Annotated in this window: 20 protein-coding genes; 7 read left to right on the top strand and 13 right to left on the bottom strand. The window is 66.5% G+C overall.

The genetic code is table 11. The features are described from left to right. Positions 1–15: 15 nt before the first annotated feature. From FDY95_RS05420 to prmC, 3 genes are read right to left on the bottom strand one after another with little or no spacing between them, the layout of a single operon-like run. Positions 16–1,317 carry a nucleotide sugar dehydrogenase gene (locus tag FDY95_RS05420; RefSeq protein ID WP_138075706.1) on the bottom strand — a complete coding sequence of 434 codons (1,302 nt, stop codon included), beginning with the start codon at positions 1,315–1,317 and terminating at the stop codon, positions 16–18. 16 nt (positions 1,318–1,333) lie between these two features. Further along, entirely contained in the window at positions 1,334–1,939 is a 606-nt protein-coding gene (locus FDY95_RS05415) for an acyltransferase (RefSeq protein WP_138075704.1), read from the bottom strand. Between the two features lie 53 nt (positions 1,940–1,992). Next, positions 1,993–2,883, bottom strand: a complete 891-nt coding sequence (gene prmC, locus FDY95_RS05410) for a peptide chain release factor N(5)-glutamine methyltransferase (protein ID WP_138075702.1) — start codon at positions 2,881–2,883, stop codon at positions 1,993–1,995. Between the two features lie 47 nt (positions 2,884–2,930). Between prmC and ribD the strand changes: the two genes are divergently transcribed. From ribD to FDY95_RS05390, 4 genes are all read left to right on the top strand, one after another. Further along, a complete protein-coding gene (gene ribD / locus FDY95_RS05405; protein ID WP_138075700.1) occupies positions 2,931–3,998 on the top strand; it encodes a bifunctional diaminohydroxyphosphoribosylaminopyrimidine deaminase/5-amino-6-(5-phosphoribosylamino)uracil reductase RibD in 1,068 nt (355 codons plus the stop codon). 149 nt (positions 3,999–4,147) lie between these two features. After that, on the top strand, positions 4,148–4,630 hold the full coding sequence (locus FDY95_RS05400) for a GAF domain-containing protein (protein ID WP_138075698.1): 483 nt from the start codon (positions 4,148–4,150) through the stop codon (positions 4,628–4,630). A 131-nt stretch (positions 4,631–4,761) separates the two neighbouring features. After that, complete coding sequence (locus FDY95_RS05395) at positions 4,762–5,457, top strand: hypothetical protein (RefSeq protein WP_138075697.1); 696 nt, start codon at positions 4,762–4,764, stop codon at positions 5,455–5,457. Between the two features lie 269 nt (positions 5,458–5,726). Beyond that, complete coding sequence (locus tag FDY95_RS05390) at positions 5,727–6,902, top strand: glutathionylspermidine synthase family protein (protein ID WP_138075696.1); 1,176 nt, start codon at positions 5,727–5,729, stop codon at positions 6,900–6,902. A 19-nt stretch (positions 6,903–6,921) separates the two neighbouring features. Here the strand turns inward: FDY95_RS05390 and FDY95_RS05385 are convergent, their stop codons facing one another. From FDY95_RS05385 to FDY95_RS05365, 5 genes are all read right to left on the bottom strand, one after another. Then, the gene (locus FDY95_RS05385) at positions 6,922–7,506 is read right to left on the bottom strand and encodes a hypothetical protein (protein WP_138075695.1); all 585 of its coding nucleotides are present in this window, start codon (positions 7,504–7,506) and stop codon (positions 6,922–6,924) included. A 64-nt stretch (positions 7,507–7,570) separates the two neighbouring features. Beyond that, positions 7,571–8,251, bottom strand: coding sequence for a phosphatidylserine decarboxylase family protein (locus FDY95_RS05380; protein ID WP_111479567.1), 681 nt, complete (start codon positions 8,249–8,251; stop codon positions 7,571–7,573). Between the two features lie 234 nt (positions 8,252–8,485). Then, on the bottom strand, positions 8,486–9,775 hold the full coding sequence (locus FDY95_RS05375) for a Glu/Leu/Phe/Val family dehydrogenase (protein WP_138075694.1): 1,290 nt from the start codon (positions 9,773–9,775) through the stop codon (positions 8,486–8,488). 393 nt (positions 9,776–10,168) lie between these two features. After that, positions 10,169–11,167, bottom strand: a complete 999-nt coding sequence (locus FDY95_RS05370; protein WP_138075693.1) for a phosphatidate cytidylyltransferase — start codon at positions 11,165–11,167, stop codon at positions 10,169–10,171. A gap of 122 nt (positions 11,168–11,289) precedes the next feature. Beyond that, positions 11,290–12,366 carry a CPBP family intramembrane glutamic endopeptidase gene (locus FDY95_RS05365; RefSeq protein WP_138075692.1) on the bottom strand — a complete coding sequence of 359 codons (1,077 nt, stop codon included), beginning with the start codon at positions 12,364–12,366 and terminating at the stop codon, positions 11,290–11,292. A 187-nt stretch (positions 12,367–12,553) separates the two neighbouring features. Here FDY95_RS05365 and dusB point away from each other — a divergent pair, with 187 nt between their 5' ends. Next, positions 12,554–13,540, top strand: a complete 987-nt coding sequence (gene dusB, locus FDY95_RS05360; RefSeq protein WP_138075691.1) for a tRNA dihydrouridine synthase DusB — start codon at positions 12,554–12,556, stop codon at positions 13,538–13,540. Between the two features lie 277 nt (positions 13,541–13,817). Here dusB and FDY95_RS05355 read toward each other — a convergent pair whose 3' ends face one another. Continuing rightward, positions 13,818–15,680 carry a M1 family metallopeptidase gene (locus tag FDY95_RS05355; RefSeq protein WP_138075690.1) on the bottom strand — a complete coding sequence of 621 codons (1,863 nt, stop codon included), beginning with the start codon at positions 15,678–15,680 and terminating at the stop codon, positions 13,818–13,820. 190 nt (positions 15,681–15,870) lie between these two features. Between FDY95_RS05355 and FDY95_RS05350 the strand changes: the two genes are divergently transcribed. Together FDY95_RS05350 and FDY95_RS05345 are read left to right on the top strand one after the other, a co-directional pair. Beyond that, positions 15,871–16,833: a DMT family transporter gene (locus FDY95_RS05350; protein ID WP_246073934.1), complete on the top strand. Its 963-nt coding sequence runs from the start codon at positions 15,871–15,873 to the stop codon at positions 16,831–16,833. A gap of 94 nt (positions 16,834–16,927) precedes the next feature. Then, the gene (locus tag FDY95_RS05345) at positions 16,928–17,710 is read left to right on the top strand and encodes an outer membrane beta-barrel protein (protein WP_138075689.1); all 783 of its coding nucleotides are present in this window, start codon (positions 16,928–16,930) and stop codon (positions 17,708–17,710) included. A gap of 4 nt (positions 17,711–17,714) precedes the next feature. Here FDY95_RS05345 and FDY95_RS05340 read toward each other — a convergent pair whose 3' ends face one another. From FDY95_RS05340 to FDY95_RS05325, 4 genes are all read right to left on the bottom strand, one after another. After that, positions 17,715–18,683: a lipid A deacylase LpxR family protein gene (locus FDY95_RS05340; protein WP_138075688.1), complete on the bottom strand. Its 969-nt coding sequence runs from the start codon at positions 18,681–18,683 to the stop codon at positions 17,715–17,717. A gap of 97 nt (positions 18,684–18,780) precedes the next feature. Beyond that, positions 18,781–19,389: a hypothetical protein gene (locus FDY95_RS05335; RefSeq protein ID WP_138075687.1), complete on the bottom strand. Its 609-nt coding sequence runs from the start codon at positions 19,387–19,389 to the stop codon at positions 18,781–18,783. After that, a complete protein-coding gene (locus FDY95_RS05330; protein WP_138075686.1) occupies positions 19,382–19,705 on the bottom strand; it encodes a hypothetical protein in 324 nt (107 codons plus the stop codon). Before FDY95_RS05330 ends, FDY95_RS05335 begins: the two co-directional genes overlap by 8 nt. Then, complete coding sequence (locus tag FDY95_RS05325; RefSeq protein ID WP_138075685.1) at positions 19,702–24,537, bottom strand: DUF3320 domain-containing protein; 4,836 nt, start codon at positions 24,535–24,537, stop codon at positions 19,702–19,704. Before FDY95_RS05325 ends, FDY95_RS05330 begins: the two co-directional genes overlap by 4 nt. Positions 24,538–24,570 lie beyond the last annotated feature (33 nt).

Below are 24,570 nucleotides of genomic sequence, written 5' to 3'. Positions count from 1 at the left end.
GCACATTAAAAAAGATTACAGGCTCCAGTAGTGCAGCGCGTCGTCGCTGATTTTCTCGCGGAACAGGCCCTTGATGTCGACCAGCACGGCCTGCTCGGCGGTGATGGACTTGAAGTAGGCCTCATCCTTTTCGGTGTAGGGCTTGTGGCTCACGGCCACGATGACCGCGTCGTAGTCCGAGCCGATGTTTTCCTGCGGGGTCAGGCGGAAGCCGTACTCGTGGTGCAGCTCGTCGCTGTCGGCGTGCGGATCCACGATGTCGATGTTGACCGAGAAGTTCTTCAGCTCGTTGATGACGTCGGCCACTTTGGAGTTGCGGATGTCCTCCACGTTTTCCTTGAACGTGGCGCCCATCACCAGCACCTTCGACTTCGACACGTCCTTGCCCTGCTTGATCATCATCTGCACGGTTTTGCGCGCGATGTAGGCGCCCATACCGTCGTTGGTGGTGCGGCCCGAGAGGATAACCTTCGCGTCGTAGCCCAGCTCTTTGGCCTTGTAGGTGAGATAGTACGGGTCCACGCCGATGCAGTGGCCGCCCACCAGGCCGGGGCTGAATTTCAGGAAGTTCCACTTGGTACCGGCGGCTTCCAGCACCTCGTAGGTGTTGATGCGCATGCGGTCGAAAATCATCGACAGCTCGTTCATCAGGGCAATGTTGACGTCGCGCTGGGTGTTTTCGATGATCTTGGCGGCCTCGGCCACTTTGATCGACGAGGCGCGGTGCACGCCGGCCGTTACCACCAGCTCGTAGGTTTTGGCAATGACGTCGAGCGACTCGGCGTCGCAGCCCGCTACCACCTTCACGATGGTGGCCAGCGTGTGCTCTTTATCACCGGGGTTGATGCGCTCGGGCGAGTAGCCTACTTTGAAGTCGGCCGGGAATTTCAGGCCCGACTCGCGCTCCAGAATCGGAATGCAGTCTTCCTCGGTGCAGCCCGGGTACACGGTCGATTCGTAGACCACGTAGTCGCCGGCCTTCAGCACCTTGCCCACCGTGGTGGAGGCGCCGATGAGCGGCTTCAGGTCGGGCATGGCGTGCTCGTCAATGGGCGTGGGCACGGCCACGATGAAGAAACGGGCCTCGCGCAGCACGTCGAGCGAGTCGGTGAACGTGATGTCGCAGCCCTCGAAGTCGGCGGCCTCCAGCTCGCCGCTGGGGTCCACGTTATTGCGCATCATCTCCACGCGCTGGGCGTTGATGTCGAAGCCAATAACGCTGATTTTGCGGGCAAACTCGAGGGCAATGGGCAGGCCTACGTAGCCGAGGCCGATGACGGCCAGCTTGGCCTCTTTGTTCAGTAACTGCTCGTACACTGGTGGTTGCGTTTGGTTACGCGTTGGAGTCAGGAGTAATACAGGTAAGGGTGCCGCTGCGCCCGAGGCTGTACACCTCGCCGCTTTCGGGGCAGCTGGCGTAGCCGTGGGCGTCGAACTGCAGGGTGTGGCCGAGGCGGCTCATCCAGCCGCGGCGCTTGGCCGGGTTGCCGAAGACGAGGGCGTAGGCCGGCACGTCCTTGGTCACCACCGCGCCGGCGCCCACGAAGGCGTACTCGCCCAGGGTCAGGCCGCAGACGATGGTGGCGTTGGCCCCGATGCTCACGCCCCGGCCCAGCCGGGTAGGCTGGTACTCGTGGCGGCGCACCACGGCGGCGCGGGGGTTGACGACGTTGGTAAACACGGCCGAGGGACCGATGAACACGTCATCGGCGCACTCGACGCCGGTGTAGAGGCTCACGTTGTTCTGCACTTTCACGTTGCGGCCCAAGCGTACGTCATCGGCCACGAATACGTTCTGGCCGAGCGTGCAGTCTTCCCCGATTTCGGCCCCGGCGCTGATGTGGCAAAAGTGCCAGATGCGCGTACCAGCACCGATGCGGCACCCCTCGTCGAGGACGGCGGTGGGATGCGCAAAGTACTCAGGGGCTTTCTTGGGCATAAGAAGGGGAAAACGGGCGAACCTTTTCGGCGGGCAAAGGTAGGCCTTTTCACTTAGACGTCATCGGCTTGCACCGCAGCACTACGCCCGGGCCAGGTGGCGCGCACCATGCGCGGCCGGCCGCTCAGGTCGGGCAGCCAGCGGGTCTGCCGGTAGCCGCGCCCGGTGAGCAGCAGCAGGGTTTCGGCGGGCAGCGCCTCGTTGATTTCGAAATAGATAGCCCCGCCGGGCGCCAGCAGCTCAGTTCCCAGCGCGGCCAGGCGGCGGTAGAAGACGAGCGGATCGGTATCGGGCACGAACAGGGCCGAGTGGGGCTCGAAGTCGAGCACGTTGGCGCGCATCTGCTCCTGCTCCGACTCGCGCACGTAGGGCGGGTTGCTCACCAGCACGTCGAGCGAAGCGGCGGCAATGCCCGGCGGCTGATCGATCAGAATATCGGCCTGCAGCCACTGCACCTGCGGGGCATACTGCTGCCCATTTTGCCGGGCCACGGCCAGGGCCTCGGCGGAGAAATCAAGCCCCCAGACCTGGCTGACGGGCAGCGCCCGGGCCAGCGCCAGCGGAATGCAGCCCGAGCCGGTGCCCACGTCGAGGATGCGCAGGTTGCGGCGGCCGCGCTGCTCCTGGGTTATCAGCTGCACCAGCTCCTCGGTTTCGGGGCGCGGAATGAGCGTGGCGGGCGTCACCAGCAGGTCCATATCCAGAAACGGCGCCGAGCCCAGCACGTACTGCAGCGGCTCGTGGCGCAGCAGCCGCGGCAGCCAGGCGGCGGCTTGCTGCTGCGCGGTTTCGGGCACGGACTCGGCGGCGCGCAGGCGGCGCTGCAGCGGATCGAGTTCGAGCAGGTGCTCCACGAGCCGGAAGGCCATGCTGGCGGCTTCGGGCGCGGGGTACGCGGCCTGCAGGTCCTGGGTGAGCTGGTCGGTGAGCTGGCGGATGGTCATGAGGGGCAAAGGTACGCGGGCATGTGCGCCCCTCTCTATATTTGGCCATGCCCGACCTCACCCCCGAACCCGAAGACTTCACCGCCCACGATGCGCTGCTGATGCGCCGCGCCCTCGACCTGGCCCTGCTCGGCGCCCACACCGCCCGGCCCAACCCCATGGTTGGCTGCGTGGTGGCCGACGCCGACGGCCGCGTGGTGGCCGAAGGCTGGCACGAGCGGTACGGCGGCCCTCATGCCGAAGTCAACGCGCTGAATAACGTGCCGCCGGGCATCGACCTGGCGCAGTGCCGGGTGTACGTGACGCTGGAGCCCTGCTCGCACTTCGGCAAAACTCCGCCCTGCGCCGACCTGCTCATTGCCCGCGGTGCCCGCGACGTGGTGGTGTGCAACGACGACCCCAACCCGCTGGTGGCCGGCCGGGGCTACGCCAAGCTGCGCGAGGCGGGCATCCGGGTACGCACCGGGCTGCTGGCCGACGAAGGCCGGCGCCTGAACCGCCGCTTTTTCACCGTGCAGGAGCGCAACCGCCCCTACCTCATCCTGAAGTGGGCCGAGTCGCGCGACGGGTTCGTGGCCGGGCCGGGCGGGCAGCCGGTGGCAATCAGCGGGCCGGCGGCCAAGATGCTGGTGCACCGCTGGCGCACCGAGGAGCAGGCCATTATGGTGGGCACCCGCACGGCCCTCAACGACAACCCCCAGCTGAACGTGCGCGAGTGGCCCGGGCCCAACCCGCTGCGCCTCGTCATCGACCGCACGCTCACGCTGCCCACCACCCACCATTTGCTCGATGGCTCGCAGCCCACGGTGGTGTATACCAACAAGGAGCAGCCCGACCGCGACAACCTGAGCTTCGTCACCGTGCCAGCCCAGCAGGACCTGCTGCCCGCCATCCTCGACGACCTCAATGCCCGCCGGGTGCAGTCGGTGCTGGTGGAGGGCGGGCCGGCGCTGCACACCATGCTGCTGGAAGCGGGCCTCTGGGACGAAATCCGGGTGCTGCGCAGCCGCACGGTGCGCATCGGGGCGGGCGGCGTGGTAGCCCCGCCCCTCAGCCTCACCGGCCTGCGCGAGCAGCACGACCTGGGCCCGGACGAGCTGTTCGTGTTTGGGTGAGCGGTGAGGTGGTGAGGTGGTGAGGTGGTGAGTTTTCGAACTGAATGCCAGTGTCGTCGCGGCGCCCTTCTTCACCTTTCGCACCATCTCGCTCTAATTTTGTTGTCCGAACGTCAACTCACCATTTCACCACCTCACCATTTCACCAAATGGCCGAAGACCTGCTCATTGACCGCTCGCTTTCCAAAGCCCAGCAATACCAAACTCTGCTCCCGCAAATCGAGGCGCTGACCACCGGCGAGCCGGACCAGGTGGCCAACCTGGCCAACGCCATGGCCGCGCTCCGGGAAGCTTTCGGGTTTTTCTGGGTGGGCGTGTACGTGGTGAAGGGCGAGGAGCTGGTGCTCGGGCCGTTTCAGGGGCCGGTGGCCTGCACCCGCATCCGGCGCGGCAAGGGCGTGTGCGGCGCGGCCTGGGCCGAGGCCCGCACCCTGCTGGTGCCCGACGTGGAGCAGTTTCCCGGCCACATTGCCTGCAGCTCGCTGTCGAAATCGGAAATCGTGGTGCCCATTCTCAAGGACGGCGCCGTGGTGGCCGTGCTCGACGTGGACAGCGACCAACTCAACGACTTCGACGAGACGGACCAGCAGTACTTGGAGCAGCTGTGCCAGCGCATGGCCGCCTGGTTTTAGGCCCGCGAAGCAGCTGTGCTGAGCAGCCGCTGCTTTAGCTGCGCGGCCCTTCGTTTCGTATTTGACGGATTTTGTGGACGTTTACGGCCACTGCCGTCTGTTTTAGCCACCCGTAGTCCGCTCCCACTGCTATGAACCGTCCTTTCTACCGTCTCGGCGAATGGCGCCGCAACCTGCTGCTGCTCACCGCCGCGGCCAGCCTGGGCCTGGCCGCGCTGCCCGCCTGCAATACCGACCGCCGCAATGATGAGGGCGACTGGAGCGGCGAAACCAGCGGGGAGTCGTACAGCCAGGGCGTCATCACCGAAATGACGGAGGTGCAGCCCGGCCAGTGGAAAATCACGGCCGAGCGCCCGGCCGGCAAGGAGCAGGTGGCCGCCATCATGCGCCACTTCGACGGCAAGGTGGACACCCTGCAGGGCCGCGCCCTGCAGCAGCAGATGCAGGACTACAGCCGCCGCTACCCCGAAAACCGCGTGGGCCACTCGGGTATGATGGACGTGCTCATGTGGAGCAGCATCGGCTACATGGCCGGGCGCTGGCTAACGCCCAACCCCGGCTACTACGCCAACCCCGGCATCTTCCAGCGCAACAACGGCTGGCGCCAGAACATCTACCGCGAGCGGGAAAACGAGGGCCGCGGCTTCTACGGCCGGGGCTTCGCGGGCAGCCGCACCGCCGCCAACGCCGGCATCCGCACCAGCCCCACGGTTACGCGCACCAGCTCGCGCACCAGCTCGCGCAGCACCTTTCGCAGCTCCGCCCCGCGCGGCAGCCGCAGCAGCGGCTTCGGCAGCCGCGGCGGCTTCCGCGGGTTTGGGGGGTAGTTTGTCGGCGGCCTCAAGAACGTCATCCTGAGCAGAGCGAAGGACCTTCCTCGCACCCCGCACCGCCGTCGCAGTCCAAGCCGCAAAAGTTTTGCTATAAGAGAGTCGGAGGCTGCGCTTTTCGGCTGCTACTTATTGGCGTCTGCACTTCGTAGGCCTCTGCGGTGCAGGGTTCGAGCAAGGTCCTTCGCTGCGCTCAGGATGACGTTCTTGAGTGTCCAGTTCAGCATCCATGTTTAATTTTTCATTCTCAATTTTTAATTGACCGAATGATCCGCTTACTCCCCCTCTCGGGTGACATCGAACCGGCTATCCGCCGCCTGGGCTGGGACTGGGCCGTGGAAGATGCCTGCGCCGCCTACCTCGCCCCCGAAGCCGTGGAGCTGACGGAGCCCGAGGCCGAGGTCCTGCTTCAGGCCGCCGACACGCTCTACGAAATGCTGGTGCAGGCCGTACCCGACGACCTGCCCGACCATTTCCTGCAGCAGCTCGGCATCCCGCCGAACCTTTGGCCGGCCGTGCGCCACAGCTGGCACGACGAGCGGCACTGGCACCTCTACGGCCGCTTCGACTTGGCCCACACCGCCGACGGCCCCAAGCTGGTGGAGTTCAACGCCGACACGGCCACCAGCATCCCCGAAACGGCCGTGGTGCAGTGGGCCAGCCTGATGGCCGCCGGCCGCCCCGAGGACCAGCAGCAGGCCAACGGCCTCTTCGAAGGCTTGGAGTTGCAGCTGCGCGAGTGGCGGGAGTTGAATCAGGACCTGGCCCCGCACCTGCTACTCGTGCACCTACCCGACAGCGCCGAAGACGAAGCCAACTGCACCGTACTGGCCGAAGCGGCCCGCGGCGCCGGCTTCAGCACCGCCCACGTCTGCCCGGTCGACGCCATGCAGGTGTCGGTGCTGGGCGAGGACCGCGGCGCCTGGGCTGAGGTGCGCCCCGGCCAGTGGCAGCGCTTCGACTTCGTGTTCAAGTTGGTGCCCTGGGAGCTATTGGCCGAGGAAGAGCCCGAGCTGACCGACGACCTGACCCAGCTGCTGCTCAGCCGCGACGTGATGATTGCCAATCCGCCCTACGCGCTGCTGTTCCAGAGCAAGGCCATGCTGGCGCGGCTGTGGGAGGTGTTTCCGCACCACCCGCTGCTGGTGGAAGCCCGCCTAGACGACCTCGTGGGCCACTACGTGCGCAAGCCGCTGTTTGGCCGCGAGGGCCAGAACCTAACCGAAATGGAGTACGGCCTGGAAAAGCACGCCGAAGCCGGCGACTTCGCCGAGCAGCCCCAGGTGCGCCAGCAGTGGATTGACTTCCCCGTCGACGCGCAGGGCCGCCGCTACCAGGCCGGCGTCTTCTGGGCCGGCGAGGCCTGCGCCATCAGTTTCCGCCGCGCCGAGGGCATCATCACCAACCTCTCGGAGTTCGTGCCGCACATTATTACGGGGTAAAAGCGGATTCGAACAGCTTTTACGGAGTGTCGGGCCGCAGGTCCGTATAACCGACGCGGTCTTCCCCGGACGGGTATGGTTCGTTGTCGAATCGGATGAGTCCGGCTGTCAGCCAGCCGATGACTTGCTCAGCTTCGTACTGAGCGGCCGGAAAGTAGGAACTTAAGTATTGCTGCTTGGCGGCCTCAGTCAAGTTCTGCCACTTACCCATTGACCCGCCCCAGCCATATTCATCATCGACCCGTAGTCCGAAGTCCAGGCCTAAAACTTCCAGGAAAAGGCAGCCCCGGCAGTACCAGTCGTAGCAACTTACGAATGCGGCAAACAAGGTATCGGGGGCAGAGTGCAGGGTGATGCTGCGGAGCGTACACAACAGCTCGTCGCGCCGCAAATCACTCCAGTCGATGTGCCGGCTCAACAGGATTTCGACTTCCTGCGTGGCATCCCGGCCCTTGTAATTCAGGCTGATCAGCTCCAGGTAGTCGTCGGGCGGCAGGGCAGTTTCCAGCTCGGGCGTGGCGTATAGCCACTGCTCGAATTCGGCTAGGGGCAGGTAGCCAGCTAGCACGGCGGTGAATTTCGCGCGGATGAAATCGGGTAGCATAGGCATAAAAAAGGCCCGGCAACTGGGGAGCTGCCGGGCCGTTAACGTTGCGCGCCACAACGGTTTAGAACAGCGTGGGCGGCGGGGTTTTCAGCTGGGCAATGACGGTCTGGCCGCCCTTTACTTTCTCGCCGATCTGCACTTTCACGTCGGTATCGACGGGCACAAACACATCGACGCGGGAGCCGAACTTGATGAAGCCGAACTCCTCGCCCTGGCTTACTTCGTCGCCCTCGTTGACGTACCACACGATGCGGCGGGCCATGGCGCCGGCAATCTGCCGGAACAGCACCTGCGGGCCGGCTTCGGTTTCCACCACCACCGTGGTGCGCTCATTCTTGGTGCTGCTCTTGGGGTGCCAGGCCACCAGGTACTTGCCGGGGTGGTACTTGAAGTATTTCACCGTGCCCGACACCGGGTTGCGGGTGATGTGCACGTTGATGGGCGACATGAAGATGCTGATCTGCTTGCGCACGCCGTCGAAAAACTCCGGCTCGTGCACGTCCTCGATGACCACCACCTTGCCGTCGGCGGGCGCGATGACGATGTCCTCGTGGGTGAGCAGGTTGCGGTAGGGGCTGCGGAAAAACTGCAGCAGCAGCAGGAACGCCACCACCGACACGCCCGAGAATACGCGGTTGAAGCCCACGCCCTGCTCATTAAATTGGTAAAGGAGCAGGTTGATGGCCAGCAGCGCCAGCAGGGTGAAGAACAGGATGCGGCGACCTTCTTTGTGGATCTTCATAAAGCGCAGGTTAACGCTGATGTACTTGATTTCACCGGTTTAGGATTCAGCCGGCGGGCCAGGCAACAGCGAGCAGCGGGGCGTTAGGGGTGAGCGGGAGGCGGAATTCGGGGTACAAATATAGCCCGGACCTTGCGGCCCGGGCTATACGCAATAGTACGTCTGAGCCGGCGAATTTCGCTACCACGGCCGATAAAATCGGGGCGGGTAGCGAAACGGGCGCTGGTCAGCGGGTTAGAAGCTGCCGCGGAACTTGTAGGTCTGGGCGACTTTGTCGATGGCTACCACGTAGGCGGCGATGCGCATCGGAATGTTGTATTTCTGGCTGGTGGCGTACACTTTCTCGAAGGCATCGGACATGATGCGGTCGGCGCGCTCGGTCACCATTTCCTCGGTCCACTTGAAGCCCTGGCGGTTCTGCACCCATTCGAAGTAGGACACCGTCACGCCGCCGGAGTTGGCCAGGATGTCGGGCACCACCATGATGCCCTTCTCGTTGATGATGGGGTCGGCCGACGCGGAGGTCGGGCCGTTGGCGCCTTCCACGATGAGCTTGGCCTTGATGTTGTGCGCGTTGTGCTCGGTGATGACGTCCTCCACGGCGGCGGGCACCAGCACGTCGACGGGCAGGGTGAGCAGGTCGTCGGCGTTGTCCATCAGCACGGCGCCGGTGTAGCCGTCGAGGCGGCCCTTGTGGGCGTTCTTGTAGGCAATGGCTTCGTCGATGTTAATGCCGTTCTCGTTCCAGTAGGCACCCGACACGTCGCTGACGGCCTTGATTTTCACGCCCTGCTCGCAGAGCAGCTTGGCGGCCCAGGAGCCCACGTTGCCGAAGCCCTGCACGGCAGCCGACGAGGTGGCGGGGTCCATGCCCAGCTTCTTCATGGCGGCCAGGGCCGATACCATCACGCCGCGGCCGGTGGCCTCGGTGCGGCCCAGCGAGCCGCCCATTACCAGGGGCTTGCCGGTCACGACGGCCGGGGTGGTGGCGCCCACGGTCTTGCTGAATTCGTCCATCAGCCAGGCCATTTCGCGGGGGCCGGTGCCCATGTCGGGGGCCGGAATGTCGCGGTCGGGGCCGAAGACGTCTTTCAGGGCCAGGGTGTAGGCGCGGGTCAGGCGCTCAATCTCGCCGGCCGACATGGTCGTGGGGTCGCAGATGATGCCGCCTTTGGCCCCGCCGTAGGGCAGGTCGACCACGGCGCACTTCCAGGTCATCCAGGCGGCGAGGGCCTTCACCTCGTCGAGGTGCACGTTTTTATCGTAGCGGATGCCGCCTTTCGAGGGGCCGAGCACGGTGTTGTGCACCACGCGGTAGCCCTCGAACACGCGCACCTGGCCGTTGTCCATGGTCACCGGGATGTGCACGATAACCTGCTTGTCGGCCGCTTTGAGCACGTTGTAGGTCGCGTCGTCGAGGCCGAGGATGTCGGCGGCGACGTTGAAGCGCGACATCATCGATTCGAGCGGATTCTCGCGGTCCACCTTGGGGGCCGGCTCCTTGTAAACCGTGTTAGAGGCCATGCTGTTGGTCGGGTAAAAGGGGTTGGGAAATGAGGGGGAATGCAGAAACAGCGCCGCCCCAGACCAACCGAGCAGCGGGCCTGCGGGCAGAAATAGCGCGCCAAAGGTAGTAGGATTCCCCGACTACCAGGGTGTACGAGGCTTACAGTCGTTAGGTAAGCGAAAAGTTGGGGTTTCCGGCCAAATGGCGCGAGCCGGAGGCCCTCCGCAGAGACGGTGGCGACACGCTGCGAGGCGGTGGGGAGTGACGCCGAGGCTGTAAATGATGACTACGAGGCGGTGGATGACAACTGCGCGTTGATTTTCACAACGCCATCAACCATTCCTAGCCCCTCCTCAGCTGAGAAAGGGAGCTAGCCTTCGTCGTAGCTCTCGCTTCTGGTGGTGTGCGTTTTAGGCGCCGAAGAGCAGCTGCAGCACCACTAGCACGGGCACTACGAAGAGGAAGGCGTCGAACCGGTCGAGCAGGCCGCCGTGGCCGGGCATGATGCGGCCGGAATCTTTCACGCCCACGCTGCGCTTGAGCATGGATTCGGCCAGGTCGCCGAGCACGCCGAAGACGGCCACGACCAGGGCCGCGACGAGGCGGGTGACGAGGGGCATTTCAGGGATGAGGTAGCCCAGGGCCCAGCCCACGGCCAGGGTGAGCAGGGTGCCGCCGACCCAGCCTTCCCAGGTTTTGCCGGGCGAGATGCTCAGGGCCAGCTTGTGCTTGCCGAAGGTTTTGCCGGCGGCGTAGGCGCCGGTGTCGGCGGCCCAGACCATGAACAGCAGGCCGAAGATGCGGCGGTAGTCGTAGCCGCCGGCGGTGAAGGCCAGCACGTTGAGCCCGCTCATGGGCAGCGTGACGTAGAACAGGCCGAGCAGGGCCACGCCCACGTTGGGGAAGGGCGAGAAGGGCTGCTTTTCGCGCGGCCACCAGAACATTTCGCGGATAATCAGGATGATGGGCAGGAGGAGGATGATTGCGGCGGCCAGCTTTACCAGTACTGGTACCAGCCCCATTATTCGCAGCGTTTCTGTCGTAGCTAACGAACCGCTCTCAAACCCGCCGGTGATAGGTGCTGCGACGAGCGGGGGATAAATGGTATACCCGTTTGTGTATTGTCCAGCAGCATTAACAATAAAAGCAACAGCGAAAATCAGCAGGCTCACGGCCCCGCCGATAATAGCGGCCGGCTTGTAGTTCAGCTCCTTCATCATGCGGTAGAACTCCCAGAGCATGCGGGCCTGCACCAGGCCGAAGAACAGGCCGAACGTCCAGCCGCTGTACCAGATGCTGCCCAGCAGCAGCACCGCGCCGATGACGCCGGAAATGATGCGCTGCCACATGTTGGACAGCTGGGGCTTTTGTTGGGCGTCGGCGGATTCGGGGGTGGCGGGCGTAGTCAAAGCAGGGTGGCGGGGCTAGCGGAAAGGAATAGGCTGGGGGCGTTGCGCCTCACCCCCCGGCCCCCTCTCCGAAAAGGAGAGGGGGTGCCAGACGAGTTTGGCGCGTATGGGTAAGCAGCGGGTTAGGCGCGGGGCTGGTCGGGCGTGGGCGTTTCGATGCCGTGGCTGGTGAGCGTATGTCCGGCGACGGGCGGGGCCGCTTCGGCATCGGCGCGGCGCACTTCCACGCCGTGGCTGGTGAGGGTGTGGGCTTCGAGCGGGGCCGCTGCGGGCTGGAAGCGCTGCTGGTAGAGCCAGTAGAGCAGGCCGGCGGTGATGAGCAGGGAGACGGAGGCCCAGGTCCAGGGCAGGGCCTCGTTGCCGTCGGCGTCGAAGGCGATGGTGCCGCGCTGCTGGAGGTAGAGCAGCAGCAACTGGAAGCCGTTTTGGGCGAAGTGGGCGGCCATCGACACGCGGATGTTGCCGCTCCAGGCGAAGAGGTAGCCGAGCACCACGCCCAGCAGCAGGCGCGGGAAGAAGCCGAAGAACTGCACGTGAATGGCGCTGAACACGGCCGCCGACAGCCACACGCCCCAGTGCACGGAGCCCGTCCAGCGGGCAAACTGGCGCAGCACCACGCCGCGGAAGGTCAGCTCCTCGGCAATGGCCGGAATGACGGCTACCACCAGCAGCGCCACCAGGAAGCGGCTGAAGGAGTTGAACTTGGTGAGGAAGGTGGTGAGCACCTGGGCCTGGTCTTCGTAGAGGCGGGCGGATTTTTCCAGCCCGTAGAGGGCGGGCGGCAGGTGCAGGTTGGCGTTCCAGGCAATGAGCACCGACATGGCCGGGATGCTCACGATGATGAGGACCATGGCGGCCACCAGCCAGAAGGCGGGCACCGGCTGCCGGGGCTGGAAGTAGGGGCCGGGCCTCAGGCCGCGCACCACCGGCACCAGCAAAGCGCCGCCGCCGAAGCCGAAGAGCAGCGGCACGCCCTGCATCAGCATCAGGATGCCCCAACCTTCGGGCGAGTTTTGCGGGGCGCCAACGATGGTCTGGATGCGCATCAGCGCATCGAGGCCGTAAACGGCGCCGATCAGCAGCATGGCCACGAAGAAGCCCACGCACATGCCGCCCACCACCAGCAGCACCAGCAGCATCAGGACGAGAGCGGGGTGCAGGTTTTCGTCGGTGGGGCGGGCGGGGCGGCTGAGGCGCATGGGCGGGAGGAATGAGGGCGCCGGGCGGCGCTGCGGGAACCAGGGAGGGGGCAAGCCGGTTATGGCTGGCCGGCAGTCAGGGCCTGAGGCACTTGGAGGCATGGGCCATAGCGGCCCGGCAGCGCCCGAGGCCCGCGGACCCTGACATAGTCGTAAATTTGCGCAAAATACGCTAACCCGTTCCGCTGTGGTTTACATCCGCGACATTGCCCTGCCCGACTTTCCCTTGCTGCTCGCCCCGATGGAGGACGTGTCGGACCCGCCCTTCCGCGCCGTGTGCAAGCAGGGCGGGGCCGATCTGATGTACACCGAGTTCGTCTCGTCGGAAGGGCTGATCCGGGCGGCGGCCAAGAGCCGGCAGAAGCTCGATGTGTTCGACTACGAGCGGCCCATCGGCATTCAGCTGTTCGGCTCCGACGTGGACACGATGGGCGAGTGCGCCCGCATCAGCACCGTGGCCGGCCCCGACCTCATCGACATCAACTACGGCTGCCCGGTGAAGCAGGTAGCCTGCAAGGGTGCCGGCGCGGCCCTGCTGCGCGACATTCCGAAGATGGTGGCCATGACCGAGGCCGTGGTGAAAGCCACTCACCTGCCCGTGACGGTGAAAACCCGCCTGGGCTGGGACGAAACCACCAAGAACGTGGAGGAAGTGGCCGAGCGCCTGCAGGACATCGGCATCGAGGCGCTGACGGTGCACGGCCGCACCCGCGTGCAGATGTACAAGGGCGACGCCGACTGGCGCCTGATTGCGGCCATCAAAAACAACCCGCGCATCAAGATTCCCATCTTCGGCAACGGCGACATCGACTCGCCCGAAAAAGCCGTGGAGTACAAGAACCGCTACGGCGTCGACGGCATCATGATCGGGCGCGCCAGCATCGGCTACCCCTGGATTTTCCGCGAAATCAAGCACTTCGTGGCTACCGGTGAGCGGCTGGCCCCGCCCACGCTGGAGGAGCGCGTGGCCGCCTGCGTGATGCACTTCGAGAAAAGCATCGAGTGGAAAGGCCCGAAGCTGGGCGTATTCGAGATGCGCCGACACTACGCGCACTACTTCAAGGGCCTGGTGGGCGCCAAACAGTGGCGCACCCAGCTGGTGGAAGCCGGCACGCCGGATGAGGTGCGCGCTATTCTGGCGGATATTGCGCAGAGCGAGGCCGTGTACGCTTGACATCCTCTGGTCCCCTCTGCTTAGATTCCGCGAATCAAGCGGCGAAAAGGGGCAGCCTGATGGCATCAACGACTCACCCTGCTGTCATTGCGAGGAGGCACGACGAAGCAATCTTTCCTCTCGCGGCACAACGGTACAAGCAGCCCCGCCCGAAGCCAGGGTCTGTGGTTTCGGGCGGTGCTGTTTTTGGTTTGTAGGGATTGTAGCGGCGGTGCTACTGGAGGAAAGATTGCCGCGCTTCGCTCGCAATGACTGCCACCCGCGCTGTTGGCCAGTGCTACCGCCGCCACACGTTGTCCTTCTCGGTGGCATCCAGGTACAGGCCGCCCTGCAGAGCTACCGACTTGGCTTCCTTGGGCAGGGTGATGGTGGCCTGGCGCTGGTTGGCCTGCCAGATGGCGGGCGACTGGTGCAGGGTGGCTTTTGAGCCGTCGGTGTACTCCACTTCCACGTCAAAGGGAATGGCGAAGCCGCCCACGTTCTGCACGGTGAGGGTGGTGCCCGTCACGCCGCCCACGGCCAGGTCGATGTAGTTGTTGGTGAAAAACCAGTTCTGGAAAAACCAGCTCAGGTCCTGGCCCGAGGCGTTGCTCATCGAGTTGAAGAAGTCCCAGGGAATGGGGTGCTTGCCGTGCCAGCGGTCCATGTACTCGTGCAGGCACTTCTTGAACAGCTCGTCGCCGAGCATGTCCTTCAGGGCCAGGTAGCTGAGCGAGGGTTTGCCGTAGGCGTTGTTGCCATAGCCGGCCTTCAGTTCGCTGCTGGGCGTGATGATGGGCAGGTCTTCGGCCGTGGCGGGGTCCTTGATGTAGCGCTCCACCCGGAACTTGCGGTACAGCTCGTCGGCGGCGGCGCCGCGCTCGGCCCGGCCGATGAGTAGCTCGAAGGTGGTGGCCCAGCCCTCGTCCATGTAGGCGTAGCGGCTTTCGTTGATGCCCATGTAGAACGGGAAGTAGGTGTGCACGATTTCGTGGTCCTGCACGAACTGGGCAAACGCGGGGTCGTCCTGGGGGCTGTCGTTGACCATCATCGGGTACTCCATGTCGGCGAAGCCCTGGAAGGCGGTCATCGTGGGGTACGGGTAGGCCACGCCGGGCCAGTTCTTGGGGTCCGAAAACCAGCCCAGGGCGTACTGCCCGTTTTTCACCGACTCGCGGAAGTCGACGGTCTTTTCGGCGTAGGCGGCCTGCATCAGCGCGCGGCGCTTGGCCTTGGCATCGACGACGACGCTGCCGGCGTCCCACACGTAATGGTCGCTCAGGCCGAAGGTCACGTCGGGCACCTCGCGGGCGGTGAACAACCAGGTGTTGAACGGGTTCTGGGCCGTCACGTTTTTCTGGGCCAACTCGGCGGCCGTGGCCACGTGGATGACTTCGTCGCTTTTCAGGGCTTTTTTCAGGCGCCTGGCGTAGGCGGGCTGTAGCACCTTATCGGCGTTCTGCAGCACGCCGGTGGCCCACACGAGGTAGTTGGCTGGCACCCGCACGCGCAGGGTGTAGTCGTTGAAGTCGTTGTAGAACTCCTTGCTGTCGACGAAGGGCAGCCGGTCCCAGCCGTTGTAGTCGTCGTACACGGCCACGCGCGGGTAGCAGTAGGCCAGGAAGTAGGTGGTCTGATCGATCATGCCCTCGCGCCCGCTCACCGTGGAGGCGTTGTAGTGCCACACCACCGAGAAGCGCACCGAGTCGTGGGGCAGCAGGGGCTTGGGCAGCTTCACGGCCTTGGCCGTGGCGGGGCCGCGCCAGGTTTTGGGGTCCTGGGCTTGGCCGGCTACGGCGAACGAGTCGATTTGCACGCCCTCGGTGAGGTAGGCGGGGGCCACATCACCGTCGCGGGCGGCGCCGGGCTGGTGGATGTTGGCAATAATGCGGAACACCACCTGCTTGAGCGTATCAGGGCTGTTGTTGGTGTACACGATTTGCTCCCGGCCGCGCACGTCGCGGGCGGGCGGGGCGGCCTGCACGGTGATGTCGTAGCGGGCGCGGTTTTGCCAGTAGCGCGGGCCGGGGCGGCCGTCGAGGGCGCGGGTGCCGCGGGCGTAGGCGGCTTTGATGTCGCGCGGCATGTAGAGCGACGACTGCGCGGCGGCGGGCGGCGCCAGGCCGGCCAGCAGCAGGAGAGCGAGTAGAATGCGGGGCATAGTCGAGTGGTGTAGCGTGACAGACAGCGCCGGGGCGGCGGGCGTTGCACCCCGGCCGCGCACAGGCTGACGGCGCCCAAGGTACAGCGCCGCCGCTTCGGGCCGGAGCGCGGGGCCGCCGAACCGGACCGGTGCAAATCGGGCAACCGGCCAGGCCCCGGCTCCCGGGTTCTTCCGACCTTTGCCCCGCATGAACTCCTCTCCCGCCCCCGCTGCTGCCGTTGCTCCCTCCTCTCCCACCGTGGCCGGCCCGCCGCCGCACCAGCCCACGCCGCTCATGGCCTGGGTGCTGCTCATCGTGCTGGCCTCCATCTGGGGCACCTCGTTTATCCTGATGAAGAAGGGGCTGGTGGTGTTTTCGGCCCTGGAGCTGGGCGCCACCCGCGTCACGGTGGCCGCGCTGCTGCTGCTGCCTTTCGCCCTGCGCCACGTGCGCCGCGTGGAGCGCAGCCGCTTTAAGTGGCTGCTGCTGAGCGGCGTCGTGGGCACCCTGATTCCGGCTTTCCTCTTTGCCTACGCCGAAACCAAGCTGGCCTCGGGCTTGGCCGGCGTGCTCAACGCGCTGACGGTGGTCTTCACCCTGCTGGTCGGGGCCGTGTTCTTCGGGCAGCGCATCACCTGGCTGCGGGCGCTGGGCATTGCGGCGGGGCTGCTGGGCACCGTGGTGCTGATGGGCCTGGGCGGCAGCGGCGGCGACGCCACCCCCAGCGGGCAGGGCAACGCCTGGTACGGGCTCTACATCGTGCTGGCCACGCTCGGCTACGGCTTCAGCGTCAACATCATCAAGCACCATTTCCACGGCATTCCGTCGGTGGCCGTGACGGGGCTGCTGCTCCTGCTCATCGGCGGACCGGCGGCGGCCTATTTGCTGCTCGGCACCGATTTCATCCACAAGCTGCAGCACGTGCCCGGCGCCTGGACGGCCTTCGGCTACATCGCCTTGCTGGCCACCATGAGCACGGCCGTGGCCATGGTGCTCTTCAACCAGCTTATCCAGCAGTCGACGGCGCTGTTTGCCGCCTCCAATACCTATCTGGTACCTATCATGGCCCTGGCCTGGGGCCTGCTCGACGGCGAGGTTATCAACGGCTGGCACCTGCTGGGCATGGGCATTATCCTGCTGAGCGTATTCATCATCAACCGGGCGAAGTAACTTGCCGGCGCAACGCCCGGGCTCTTCGGCGGCTCTTCTACCCGACCACCGGCGGCTATCAGCCAAGGTTTAGCCCTATCTCCCTTCCCGCTTTATGTCTGTTTCGAATACCGTTTCCCGGCTGCTGCTGCCGGCCCTGTTGCTCAGTGCGTCGGCTGCTTCGGCCCAAACCCCGACCACCTACCGCCTCGGCCTGCGCGCCGGCCTGAACCGTGCCAACGTCACGCTGCAGGGCCCCGAGCGAAGCGTCTACCCCACGTACACCACCGAGCAGCACAAGTCGGCACTGTTGGGCGGGCAGCTGGGCGTGGTGCTGGAAGCGGCGCGGGGGCCGCTGGCGCTGCAAACCGGCCTGCTGTTTTCGCAGAAGGGCACCGTCATCCACGGCTTCCTGTCCACACCTTCGCCCGACCGGCCGCAGTACAACCTGTACCGCGACGGGCGCACGCAGGCCCGCTACCACTGGCTGGAGCTGCCGCTGAACGTAGTCTATAGCCCCGGCCGCTCGGGTCTGCAGCTATTTGCCGGCCCCTACGTGGCCGTGGGCGTGGGCGGTAAGGCGGCCACCGTCATCCACAACAGCTCCGACGACCCCAATCAGCTGGTAGTGCCCACCACCCGCTTTACCGACAAAATCGAGTACGGCCCGGGGGAGCCCGACAACGGCACGATTTCCATCCGCGGCTACTACTCGCGGCGCTTCGATGCGGGCTTTAACGCCGGTATCGGCTACCGGCGCGGCCCGGTGCAGGTGCAGCTGGGCTACGGCCTGGGCCTGGTAAACCTCTACCAGCTTGAGGGCACGGAGCAGCCCAGCATTCAGGGTGGCTACAACCGCGGGGCTCAGCTCACGGGAACGTATTTCTTCGGTCAATAGCGGCTCAAAAGGCCACCTGCAGCCCCAGCTGCGCCCAGCGGTGCTGCCGCGCCCCGCGAAACTCCGGCGAAATCTGCACGGCGGAGGCGGTCAGGCGCAGGCCGGCGTAGCCCAGGCCCAGGGTGCCGGTGGCCCGCAGCACGCCCCGTTTCAGGTCGCGGGCGGGTAGCTCGTAGGGGTTGTCGCGGCGCAGCAGGCCGCCCTGCAGGGTCGCGTCGTAGCCGACGAGGCGGCCGTCGAGCCAAGCTTCGGCGTAGAGCTGCACGCGCCGCCCGGCCCGGTTGGCGCGCGAGGCCACGCCGAGGTCGGCGAAGTATGGGTTCAGCAGCCCCACGCGCAGGCGGGCCTCGGCCCCGGCGTAGGTGCGCAGGGTGCTCAGGGCCGCCGTGCCCCCGCCAATCAGCTCCAGTCCCCGCCCGACGCCCAGCAGCCGCTGCTCCCAGCGGGCGGCGTAGCCCAGCACTAGGTCGTTGCGAATCTGGTAGCCCCAGCCGCGCGGTGTGGGCGCGCCGAGTAGCGCGTGCAGGTTGGTTTGGAAGCCCCGGGCCCCGGCCGCCGGCCCAATGAGGCCCAGGCTCAACGCGGTAGTCAGGCGGCGGTGCCGGGCGGCATCGGTGGCCGCGCGAAAGAAATCGAGGTACAGGTAAGCCGCGTAGGGCCGGTCGCCGACGCGGATGAACGGGTCCTGAATGCGCAGCGGGGTGAAGCCGTCATAAGTCAGGCGCAGGCCGAAATGCTGGACACCAACCACCGGCAGGCGCAGTAGCCGGGCACCGGGCAGGCGGCGCAGCGCGGGCAGCACCGCAATGCCGCTCATGCCCTGCGTGAAGTAGTAATCGGTCTTGAAGTAAGCGTCGTTGGCAAAGGTGTAAGCCGCGAAACGGTCAGTGCTGACGGAATCGGCGGCGGAGCACTGGGCCACGGCATGATGGGCCAGCAGCAGGCAAAGCCCTAGAACAAGAAGGTAGCGCATGAGGGCTTCGGATGAGGGCTTCGGATGAGGAGCCTTACATACGACCAGACCGGCACCTTGGCTTGCAGCACCCACGGTCGGGGCCGCTTCAGAGGGCTCAGCCGTCGAGCGGGGCGCAGTGCTGGTAGGGCCAGGCGTGGTAGCGGGCCGGCAGCTTCAGGCGGGCGGCGTGGCCCAGCAGGTAAGCCTGCACCCGGGCCAGCTCAGCCGCGTCGAGAATGGACAGCTCGTGGCAGCCGGGGTGCCAGAAGTCGGCTTCCTTGGGCAGTTGGCCGCGCAGGATGCGCCGGGCCTGCTGGGCGGTGCGCTGGTGCAGCAGCTCCACGGCTTTGTACAGCGCGAGACGGTGGCCGGCGGGCTGGTGCAGCACGGCGTGCAGATGATTAAAAGTCAGCGCGAAGCAGGGCACACGCAGGCCCTGTTCCTCCAGCATCAGCAGCTCCCCGGCCACGGCTTCGGCTATTTTTTCCTTTTCCAGGTAGTGGCCCCCAACCAGGGCCGAGTCGAGCACGGCGTCGAAGTCGGCGAAGAAGCGCTTTTCGGCCCGGCGGTGGGCGGCCTGGGCTTCGGCGGGCGTGGCAGCCGTGCGAGCTGCCTGCTGCGCGGTTATGCGTTGCTGCTGCAATTCGCGGCCGGCGCGGGCAGGGATGCTGCCGGCCAGGCGCAGGGTGATGAGCAGAGTTTCGCCCGAGGGTAATTCACTCATACAGATAATCTTTAAAACGCGGGTTGAATAGCCTTTGACCCTTAAGCGGCGCTAGTTCTTCTATCGGTACTGTTTGCCCTGGATAAGCGTCCAGCAGTTTCTCAAAGCTGGCGTAGCTGAGCAAATCGTTCCGAATGAACTTCTCTGCAGTCATGTCCGCTTCCCGTATTTCCGATATGTAAAGCTTATAGGTGCCCTCCCACTTCTGAATGCCAACCGATAGCCAAGCAGGTTGCTCGCCTCGCTCGCAGCGGACGGCTTTCCCGATTTGCTTACCCATCTCCACCCAACTGCGGACCTTATCCAGACTGTTCATGTTATTGGCTTAAGCACGCCACCCACTTCCTCCAACTCCCGGCCCTCTAACAAACCAGCAAGCACACCGTCGAGCAATTCGCGCATGTCGTCGGAGAGGCGGCCGAAGCCGAGCAGGCGCACGGTGGCCAGGTAGGCCGCGTCGCGGGGGAGGCTGAAGCTCTGCGCTACCACCGTGCGTAGGGCCCGGGCCAGCTCCTCGGGCGCCACCAGCGGCAGCTTGCGCGAAATGGCGGGCAGCAGGCTTCGGTCGCGCAGCGGGGGCTCCTGCATGGTGTTTTCCCAGAGGAAGTCGCCCTGGCGGCGCAGGTGGCGCAGGTTGGCCGCCAGCAGGGCGGCGTCGCGGCCTACCTGGCGCATGCGGGCCCCTACCTGGGCGGCCCCGCTGGCCTGGGCGAGGCGCCGGATGGCCTCGTCCACGTGAATGGGGCTTTCGACGCGCACCACCTGGGCCAGCCAGCCGGCCAACAAACTCAGGCTGTGCTGGTGCAGCTCGCGGTGCCCCACGGCGGCCGGCAGCTGGGCCAGCTGGTAGGGCGCGGCCAGCGCGGCGGGGGCCGATTCCTCCCGCTCGATACCCGTCGGCGGCGCGCTGGCCCTTGCGTTTTCGGCTGCGGACAACTGGTTCTCAGGCGTTTGTTGATTCACCGCCTGCCGAGCGGCTTCGATGGCCTGCACGGCCCGCTCGGTTTCGCCGGCCGGGTCGCGGAACCAGTCGGTGCTCCAGATGCGGTGCAGGCGCCAGCCCACGGCCTCCAGCACCTGCTGGCGCAGCCGGTCCCGGTCGCGGGCCGAGCGGGCGGAGTGGTACATGGCCCCGTCGCACTCGATACCGAGCAGGTAGCGGCCGGGCTGCGCGGGGTCGACGACGGCCAGATCGAGGTAAAAGCCCTGCGAGCCGAGCTGCGGCCGAAGCACGTAGCCGCGGGCCGTAAGCGCCTGGTGAACTGCCTCTTCAAACGGCGACTCCGGCGGCCGGGCAGTTTCTTCGAGCTGGTGCAGCTGCCCGTGCTGGGCGAAGTGCAGGAAGGTTCTCAGGTCGCGCACGCCCTGGGCCGTGGTGCGCGCCAGGTCGAGGTCGTCGGCGGTGAGGTTGGTGAATACCTCGCAGCGCAGCTTGGCGCGGGTGATGAGCACGTTGAGCCGCCGCTCGCCGCCCGCGCCGTTGAGCGGGCCAAAGTTCATGGTCAGGTAGCCCTCGCGGGTGCGGCCGTAGCCCACGCTGATGAGCATCACGTCGCGCTCGTCGCCCTGCACGTTTTCCAGGTTCTTGACAAAAAACGGCTCGTGCGGGTGGCGGTTGAAAAAGGCTTCGGTGTCGGGGTGCTCCCGCCGCAGCTGCTCCAGCGCGTCTTCGATGGCCTGGCGCTGGGCCATGCTAAAGGCCACTACGCCCAGGGTCAGCGTGGGCGAGTGGAGGGCGTGCTCCAGCACGGCCTCGGCTACGGCCCGGGCTTCCAGCGGGTTGGTGCGAGTGGTGCCGCGCTCATAATAGGTAGCGGGCAGGTGGTGGTACACCAGGCCGAGCCGCGCCGCGCCGCCGGGGCTGGGAAAGACGACCAGCCGGTCGTGGTAATACAGATGGTTGGATGGCGCGATGAGCGAGGGGTGGCGGGAGCGGTAGTGCCAGCGCAGCATCCGCTCGGGCATCTGCCGGGCCAGGCACAGCTCCAGCACGCTCTGAATGTCGGCCGTCACGTTTTCCTCGTCGGCCTCGTCACCGCTGCTGGTCAACGAATCGAAAAAGGAGGTAGGCGGCAATTGCCTGGAGTCGCCGACTACCACCAGCTGCCGGCCGCGGGCAATGGCGCCGAGGGCGTCGACGGGCTTCACCTGGGAGGCTTCGTCGAACACCACGAGGTCGAATTCCACCGCCCCGGGCGGCAGGAAGTTGGCCACCGACAGCGGCGACATCATCAGCACGGGCTTGATGGCCTGCACGGCCCGGCCGGCCTCCGCCATCAGGCGGCGCAGGGGCAGGTGCCGGGTTTTCTTGGCGAATTCGCGGCTGAGCACCAGCATCTGCCCGCCGGCCTGGGGGTGGGGCAGCTGCTGGTAGTGGCGCAGCAGGGCGCGCACCCGGTGGTGGTGCAGCGCGGCGCGGTCGGCCTCGCGGAAGCGGGCGGCGGTTTCCTCGTGGGCGGCGCGCTCAAACTGACGCAGCGCCGGGTGCTGCTCGTAGGCCAGACGCTGCAGGTACTCCAGCCAGGTCTGGCGCACGGCGGCCGTCAGCTGCCGGACGGCCTCGGGCCAGCTTTCGGCCAGCAACAGCAGCTCCGGCAGCTCCGCGGCCTGGGCGGCGGCGTTGTTCCACTCCACCGTCTGCTGCAGGGCCGGTAGCTCGGCTTGCCAGGTCGTCAGCGTGGCGGCCTGCTGCGCGAAGGGCTGCAACTGCAGCCGGCCGTCGGGACCGAAGCGGCGGGCTTCGTTGAGCTGCAGGGCCTCGGCTACGGCTTGCAGGGCAGTGCGGTGCTGGTGGAGGGCGGTTTCGAGGGTAGTCAGTTCGACGCTTAAACTGGCCAGAGCGTTGGCATACGCCGCGGCGGGGCTACCGGCCGGCACGGGTTGTTCAACGGCACCGCCAAACGCCTGCGCCGACTGCCCGGCCCGGCCTAGGTAATTGAGCAGGCTGGCGGGCAGCTGACCCTGGGCAATGCGCTGGTGGGTGAGCGTAAGGTAATCGGCTACGCGGCGCAGGGTGGGCCAGTCGGAGTGCAGCCCCTGCCACGCGGGGCCAAAGAGTCCGGCCATCAGCGCATTGGCCGCCTCCACCGTCTGCGCGTGGCTGGCGGCTTCGTGCAGGGCATCGATGGCCGCTATTACGGGGGCGTTGTCGTCGGGCAGGGCGCGGCGCCAGAGCTCCTGCAGGCGCTGCCGGGCCTGGCGGTAACGGCCGCTGAGGAATTTCCACCACTTCGGGCCGTAGGTGAGCAGGGCGGCCCGCTCGGCCGACAGCTCCCGCGACCAGGCTTCGGGCAGCCAATCAGCGCCGTATTGCTGGCGCAGGGCGGTATGGGTGGCCCCGGCCTGCAGCACCTCCTGAATCTGGGCAGCCTGCCGGGCCCAGGCGGCATCGGCCACGGCAGTGCCGGTGAGTGAGGGCGCCAGCTGCACGTGGCGGGCCAGCGGCAGCAGGGCTTCGGCGGCGTGGCGGTCGGGGGGCGCGGGCTGATTCAGCGCGGCGGCCTGGGCTTGGGCGGCAGCTTGCAGCACGGCCACGGCGGCCTGGGCGGCGGTCAGGTACTGGGCCAGAGCGTGTTGCTCGGCGGGCAGCAGCACCGTCAGCTCGCTGCCCCAGAACGGCAGCTGCTTCGGCGGGCCGATTTTCTGTAGCGTAGCCTGCAGACGGGCGGCCAGGGCCTCGGCGTGGGCCGCATCGGCATCGGTCCACTGGCTGAGGCCGGCGAAGGCCACGCGCGGCAGCGCGGCGGCCTCGGGCTGTTGGCGCAGGTGCAGCAACTCGCCCGTTACCTGCTGGGCGCTACGGCGGCTGCGGCCCAGCGGGGCATTCACGGCCAGGGCGTAGTCGTTGAGGATCTGGCGGTAGCGCGGCAGCTGGCTGACCGGGTCGGTTTCGGCGGGAGCGGCCGGACGGCCCAGCTGCAGGGTCGCTTTCAGCTCGTCGAGCACCGCTTTTTTGTTGGCTTTGTGCGAGTGCAGCTCCAGGCAGGCCGCCCCCAACCCGAGCGCGTCGAGCCGGCGCTTGACCACGTCCAGGGCGGCCATCTTCTCGGCCACGAACAGCACCCGCTGCCCCGCCCCAATGGCCTCGGCCAGCAGGTTGGCAATGGTCTGCGACTTGCCCGTGCCGGGGGGCCCCTGGATGACGAGGTTGCGCCCTTCCCGCGCCGCCAGCAGGGCCAGCAGCTGCGACGAATCGGCGTCGAGTACCTGGTGCAGCTCGTGGGCCGGGCTGTCGGTGTCGAGAAAGGCGTCGTCGCCCACGCTCGGGGCCGGGTCGCGGAAGCCGGCGGGGCCGAGCAGGGCCTCGATGGCCGGGTGGGCCAGCAGGTCGGCGTCGGCGGGCCAGGTGGCGGGGTCCAGGTCGCGGTAGAGCAGCAGCTTGCTGAAGGAAAAGAAGCCCAAGGCAATGGCATCGGGCTGCACCTGCCAGCCCGGCCGGGTGGCCACGGTCTGCGCTACGGCAGCCAGGTAGGCCGCCACATCGGCGTCTTCCTCCAGCTCGGGCAGATTCAGGCCAAAGCTGGCTTTGAGCTTGACCTGCAGCGAGAGATTGGCTCCGATGTCGGCGCCGGTGTAGCGCAGCCGGAACCGCTCGGCGGCGCTGCTGCGCTCCAGCAGCACGGGCACCAGCACCAGCGGGGCCCGGCGCGGCTCCGCGCTGCTGTCGGCCTCGTACCACTGCAGCTGCCCCAGCGCGAGGTACAGAATGTTGACACCCTGCTCTTCCAGGCTGGTGCGGGCGGTGTAATAGGTGTTGAGCAGCCGGCTTTCCAGCTTGTCGGCCGGCTCGTCGGTCTGCAGCTTGTTGTCGGTGAGCAGGGCGGCGCGCTCGGCTTCCGTCGGCACGGGCTCGGGCGGCCCGACGGCGGCGGGCTCAGCTGCGGGCCATTCCGGGGCAGCTTCTGCAGCAGTTTGAGTGGCGGTTTTCTTTTGGGGCGCGGCCTGGAAGTACATGGTTTTGCCTTGCCGCACCAGCACCTCGTACACCGCCGCCGCTTGCTCGCGCACCACCGTCACGCCCCGGGCGGGCGAGGGGCGGTAGTTGAGCAGGAGGTTGCGCAGGCCCAGGTCGAGCAGCTCCTGGCGCGAAGCCTCTAGCCGGGCGGCCAGCGCGGCCCGGAAAGCGGCCGGATCAGCAGTAGGTTCCATATAGCACACAACGGGCAACTGCAGGCTGCCAGC

It is taken from the genome of Hymenobacter jeollabukensis, assembly GCF_005771675.1.
GTDB classification, from domain to species: domain Bacteria; phylum Bacteroidota; class Bacteroidia; order Cytophagales; family Hymenobacteraceae; genus Solirubrum; species Solirubrum jeollabukense.
Note: the sequence above shows the minus strand (reverse complement) of the source record. Positions and strands in the feature narration are given on the sequence as shown.